The organism is Rhodovulum sp., from assembly GCF_011048875.1.
Lineage (GTDB): Bacteria > Pseudomonadota > Alphaproteobacteria > Rhodobacterales > Rhodobacteraceae > Rhodovulum > Rhodovulum tesquicola.
Window position 1 is genome coordinate 1 of the sequence record NZ_DSDD01000368.1, and the last position, 4,937, is coordinate 4,937.

Annotated in this window: 7 protein-coding genes; 4 read left to right on the forward strand and 3 right to left on the reverse strand. The window is 68.4% G+C overall.

The window, feature by feature from the left end; all coding sequences use genetic code 11:
- A partial coding sequence (locus ENN83_RS12795) for an ABC transporter substrate-binding protein (RefSeq protein WP_287187560.1) occupies window positions 1-482 on the reverse strand: 482 nt, incomplete at its 3' end.
- 122 nt (window positions 483-604) lie between these two features.
- Between ENN83_RS12795 and ENN83_RS16990 the strand changes: the two genes are divergently transcribed.
- Both ENN83_RS16990 and ENN83_RS16995 read left to right on the forward strand, forming a co-directional pair.
- A complete protein-coding gene (locus ENN83_RS16990; RefSeq protein ID WP_349760129.1) occupies window positions 605-976 on the forward strand; it encodes a PQQ-dependent sugar dehydrogenase in 372 nt (123 codons plus the stop codon).
- 17 nt (window positions 977-993) lie between these two features.
- Window positions 994-1,551, forward strand: coding sequence for a PQQ-dependent sugar dehydrogenase (locus ENN83_RS16995; protein ID WP_349760130.1), 558 nt, complete (start codon window positions 994-996; stop codon window positions 1,549-1,551).
- On the opposite strand, the gene ENN83_RS17000 is transcribed toward ENN83_RS16995, so the two are convergent.
- The gene (locus ENN83_RS17000; protein ID WP_349760131.1) at window positions 1,521-1,859 is read right to left on the reverse strand and encodes a hypothetical protein; all 339 of its coding nucleotides are present in this window, start codon (window positions 1,857-1,859) and stop codon (window positions 1,521-1,523) included. The two genes, ENN83_RS16995 and ENN83_RS17000, sit on opposite strands and share 31 nt — an antisense overlap.
- A gap of 332 nt (window positions 1,860-2,191) precedes the next feature.
- Here ENN83_RS17000 and ENN83_RS12810 point away from each other — a divergent pair, with 332 nt between their 5' ends.
- Window positions 2,192-3,562 carry a class II 3-deoxy-7-phosphoheptulonate synthase gene (locus ENN83_RS12810; RefSeq protein WP_287187562.1) on the forward strand — a complete coding sequence of 457 codons (1,371 nt, stop codon included), beginning with the start codon at window positions 2,192-2,194 and terminating at the stop codon, window positions 3,560-3,562.
- 68 nt (window positions 3,563-3,630) lie between these two features.
- Here ENN83_RS12810 and ENN83_RS12815 read toward each other — a convergent pair whose 3' ends face one another.
- Window positions 3,631-4,245: a PAS domain-containing protein gene (locus ENN83_RS12815; RefSeq protein ID WP_287187563.1), complete on the reverse strand. Its 615-nt coding sequence runs from the start codon at window positions 4,243-4,245 to the stop codon at window positions 3,631-3,633.
- Window positions 4,246-4,424: 179 nt separating this feature from the next.
- On the opposite strand from ENN83_RS12815, the gene ENN83_RS12820 reads away from it, so the two are divergent.
- On the forward strand, window positions 4,425-4,937 hold a 513-nt coding region (locus tag ENN83_RS12820), incomplete at its 3' end, for a YicC/YloC family endoribonuclease (protein ID WP_287187564.1).

The window sequence follows — 4,937 nt, forward strand, 5'->3', positions numbered from 1 at the left end:
CCGCGTTCCTGCAGCACCTCGGCGATCACCTCGCCCTGGCGCGCATCCGACGGCGCGGTGCGGAAGAACAGCCCGTCATCCTCGGCATTCGACAGCGCAGGCGAGGTCGAGGAGGGCGAGATCATCACGATGCCGTTGGGCCGTGCCACGTTCTGAAGGATCGCGCCCGACACGCCCGAGCAATCCGCGCCGACGATGGCATGCACCTTGTCCGAGGTCACCAGACGCTCGGCGGTGGCGGTGGCGGCGGCGGCGTCCACACAGGTCGAGTCGCCGCGCACCGAGGTCACGGTCGCGCCGTCCATGAAGGTTCCGGCGGCGTTGATCTCGGCAATCGCCAGTTCCGCACCGCCCGCCATGGCCGGGGTGATCGATTCGAGCGGCCCGGTGAAGCCGAAGATGATGCCGATCTTGACCTCGTCAGCCGTCGCCGTCCCGGCAAGGGCCAGCATGGTCGCGCTGGCCAGAAGCAGTTTTTTCATTGTTGAACTCCCGTGGTGGAATGAAATCCGCCGGGCAGACTAGTGGCGCGTCCGACAAAAGGGAAGGGAAACCGCGCCGCAGCCGGGCCTGGCATTACGCAGCCGGCGCCAGGTTTCGGGACATGCAACAGAGTGTTTCCAGACGGTTCCTGCGCCTTGCCGGGCTTGCCCTTGGCGCGGCTGCCCTGTTCCTGCCCTTGTCCGGTCCCGCCCGCGGGCTGGAAAGTTCCGCCGGGCCGCTGCGCATCGAGACCGTCGCCACCGGCCTTGGCGAGCCCTGGGCCATCGGCTTTCTGCCCGATGGCAGCGTGCCGGTGACCGAACGGGCCGGGCGGCTGGTGCGCATCTCCGGCGATGTGGCGGCCGAGGTCGCGGGGCGGCCTGATGTGGCGGCCGTGGGGCAGGGGGGATTGCTTGATTTGATGGTCCCGCCCCGCGCGATTTCGCCGAAAGCTGCGAGATATTTCTCGGCTGTGCCAGGCCGCAGGACCTGACGCGCCACGAGGGGTCGGTGCTGCGGCTGAACCGCAACGGCACGGTGCCGGGGGACAATCCCTTCGTGGGGCAGGCGAGCGTGCGGCCCGAGATCTGGTCTTATGGCCACCGCAACCCGCAAGGCGCGGCGCTGGATCTCGAAGGGCGGCGTTGGGTCAACGAACATGGCGCGCGCGGCGGGGACGACGTGAACCTGATCGCCAGGGGGACGAATTACGGCTGGCCGGTGATTTCCTGCGGGCGGCATTATTCCGGCCGGAAGATCGGCGAGGGGATGGCGAAGCCGGGCATGGAACAGCCAATGCGTTACCGGGACCCCTTCATCGCGGCCTCGGGGCTTGTGATCTGTTCCGGCGCGCTCTGGTCCGAATGGCGGGGCCATCTGTTCTCGGGCAGCCTGAATTCCGGTTTCCTGTCGCGTCTGGACCCGGCGGCCGGGTTCGCCGAGGAACGGCTGGAGGCGCCCCGGACCGGCCGGGTGCGCGATCTGCGTGAAGGCCCCGATGGCGCGATCTGGTTCCTGTCGGTGACGGACAGGGCGCTTTACCGGATCCTGCCCGAGACCAGGCAATAGGCGGGCGCCTCGGCCCGGTCGGTCATCGTGTAGTCGCGCGTGATCTCGAAGATGCGGACGTCGTCGGCGCCACCTGACGCCATGCCATCCGCCAGGGTTTGGGCCGCCGTGCACAGCCCCGCGATGGCCCGACCCTGGCGCGCCTCGCGCCTGAGCCAGCCCACCAGTCGTTTCGTCGTGGCCGCCTGCACGTCGATGCCGCCGCAGGCCAGCACGGTCTCGTCGCGGCCCAGCGCGTCGAGTTCCATGTCCAGCGCGATCCGCGCGCCGTTGGAACAGGTGGCCCAGTCGCCGCCCTCGTCCGCCACCCGCCACCCGCCAGCCGCCAGCGGTAGAGCGTCTTGCCGGACATGCGGTTGGCGATGCGGAAGGGTTCGATCGCTCCGGCGAAACTGAGCATGGTGAAGCGGTCGAGCAGCACGAAGACGAGGTCCTGCGGCCGGTTGCCGTCTGCCGCCACCTCGATCAACGCGCTGTCCCGGGCGACTGTCGCCACCTCTGCCTCCGCGCCTCTTGTCGGTTCAGCGAAGGCAGGTTTGCCCCAGCGGATCAAGTGGGCCGGGGGAATTGACGGTGGCGGCAAGGCGCGCTTGCCCCTATAAGGCCCCACGGAATGCGACAGACCTGCGGAGCGAGAGAGATGACGACCTGGCAGAAATCCGACTGGCGGTCCCGGCCCCGGGTGCAGATGCCCGATTACCCGGACCAGGCGGCCCTTCATGCCGTCGAGGCGCAGTTGGCCAAGTATCCGCCTCTGGTCTTCGCCGGCGAGGCGCGCAACCTGACCGCCAAGCTGGGCCAGGCGGCCCGCGGCGAGGCGTTCCTGCTGCAGGGCGGCGACTGCGCCGAGAGCTTTGCCGAGTTTTCCGCCGATTCCATCCGCGACACGTTCAAGGTGCTGTTGCAGATGGCCATCGTGCTGACCTGGGGCGCCAAGCTGCCGGTCATCAAGGTGGGCCGGATGGCGGGGCAATTCGCCAAGCCGCGCTCTGCGCCGACCGAGACCCAGGGCGGCGTGGACCTGCCCGCCTATCGCGGCGACATCATCAACGGGTTCGATTTCAAGCCCGAGGCGCGCATCCCCGATCCGGCGCGCATGTTGCAGGCCTATACCCAGGCCGCGGCCACGCTGAACCTGTTGCGCGCGTTCTCCAAGGGCGGGTTCGCCGACATTCATCGGGTGCATGCCTGGACGCTGGGCTTCACCGACAGCGACGAGGCCGAGAAATACCGCGACATGGCGAACCGGATCGCCGACACGCTGGCTTTCATGACTGCCGCGGGCGTGAACGGCGACACGATGAACGCGCTTTCGGTGGTGGATTTCTTCACTTCGCACGAGGCGCTGCTGCTGGAATACGAGGAGGCGCTGTGCCGGGTGGATTCCACCTCGGGCAACTGGATCGCGGGGTCGGGCCACATGCTGTGGATCGGCGACCGCACGCGGCAGGTGGACGGCGCGCATGTCGAGTTCTGCCGCGGCGTGATGAACCCGATCGGGCTGAAATGCGGGCCGAGCATCAGCGATGACGATCTGAAGGTGCTGATCGACAAGCTGAACCCCGAGAACATCCCCGGTCGGCTGATGCTGATCGCGCGCTTCGGGGCGGGCAATGTGGGCGACCACCTGCCGCGGCTGATCCGGGTGGTGCGCGAGATGGGGGCGCAGGTCGTGTGGACCTGCGATCCGATGCACGGCAACACGATCAAGTCGGCAAGCGGGTTCAAGACGCGGCCCTTCGACTCGGTGCTGCGCGAGGTGCAGGAGTTCTTTGCCGTCCATGCGGCCGAGGGCACGATCCCCGGCGGCGTGCATGTCGAGATGACCGGCAAGGACGTGACCGAATGCACCGGCGGCGTGCGCGCGGTGACCGACGAGGATCTGTCCTCGCGCTATCACACCGCCTGCGATCCGCGGCTGAATGCCTCTCAGGCGCTGGAGCTTGCCTTCCTCGTGGCCGAGGAACTGTCCGCGCGCCATGACAGTGCCGCGGCCGCCGCAGCGGTCTGATCCACATGAAGAAGGCGGGGTAACCGCTTTCTATACCTTGGGTATTCCTTTCCGGGGCAGGGCAGGGATCAGGCCCGGACCGACAGCCCGCCCTCGATCACCCTCAGCGCCGGGCGGCCGGTCGTGGCAACCGGACGATCGGTTTTGGCCGCACCCAGAATGCGGAAGCGGCGCGGCGCGCGGCCGGGCTTGCCGACCGTGGCAAAGGCACCCAGCATCCGGCGCGGCGCGCCGGCCTCGTCGCGCAGCGGCAAAAGCACGATGCCGCCATAAAGCGCGTGCTGGCCGAAACGGGGCGGCGCGAACAGGCTGATCCTTGCGGGTCCGGCCATGTTCGCCAGCCCTTCGGCGATCACCTGCTCCAGATGGGGGCGGGAATCGGGCATGATCAGGGCAGAGAGCGGCATCCCGCGCATGTCCATCCCCATGACATCGCTCAGGTGCTGACCCGTCAGCCGCAGGCGCAGATGGCGCGGCGTGATCGCCTCGGCGATGAAGCAGTTCGACAGCGCCCGGGAAAAGCCGCGCGGGTCCAGTTCGGCCCGGCTCGGCGGGATGCCGTTTTTCTCGGTCAGCCCACGCCAATAGGCCCCGATCTCGTCCAGCGCGGCCAGGCCGCCCCCCGCACGATACCCTGCCAGCGCCACCACAGCGGCCCTCGGGCTCTTGTCGTTCTCGGACATCTCGTTCCTACCCCGGTCACACCAATCATGGCTGTCCGAAGCGCCCCTCCCTGGCCGCCGTTGTCGGCCAGCGCGGGACATGCTAGTGCGGATCAGCCCCCATGGGCGAAAGATTGCCACAAAAAAGCCACGAGTGAGAGGGGAGTCTTCACCAATGGTTAACGAAGATGCCTGACTCGATGACCGCCTTCGCGGTGCGGGGCGGACAGGGGCACGGCCATGGCTGGACCTGGGAATTGCGCAGCGTCAACGGCAAGGGGCTGGACCTGCGGCTGCGGCTGCCCGACTGGCTGCCGGGGCTGGAACAGGCGGCACGCGCGGCACTTCAGGGGCGGATCGCGCGGGGCAGCGTGACGCTGGGGCTGAAGGTCCAGCGCGAGGCGACGGGGGCGGGGACGGCGATGATCGATGCGCGCGCGCTCAACGCGGCGCTTGTCATGCTAAAGAAGGTCGAGGCCACGGCGGCCGAACACAATCTGCGCCTTGCAGCGCCCAGCGCGGCCGACATCCTGACATTGCGCGGCGTGGCGGACATGGCGCCGCCCGAGGCCGAGACCGAGGCGCTGACGGCCGCGCTTCTGGCCGATCTGGACAGGCTGATCGACGACTTCACCGCGATGCGCGCCGCCGAGGGCGCGGCGCTCGAGGCGCTTCTGCGCGATCAACTTGCCCAGATCGCCGATCTGGTCAAG

What these genes read in the sequence shown, in the direction of transcription:
- ENN83_RS12810 (WP_287187562.1), top strand. Translation starts at nt 2,192, where the DNA reads ATGACGACCTGGCAGAAATCCGACTGGCGGTCCCGGCCCCGGGTGCAG.
- ENN83_RS12815 (WP_287187563.1), bottom strand. Translation starts at nt 4,245, where the DNA reads ATGTCCGAGAACGACAAGAGCCCGAGGGCCGCTGTGGTGGCGCTGGCA.
- ENN83_RS16990 (WP_349760129.1), top strand. Translation starts at nt 605, where the DNA reads ATGCAACAGAGTGTTTCCAGACGGTTCCTGCGCCTTGCCGGGCTTGCC.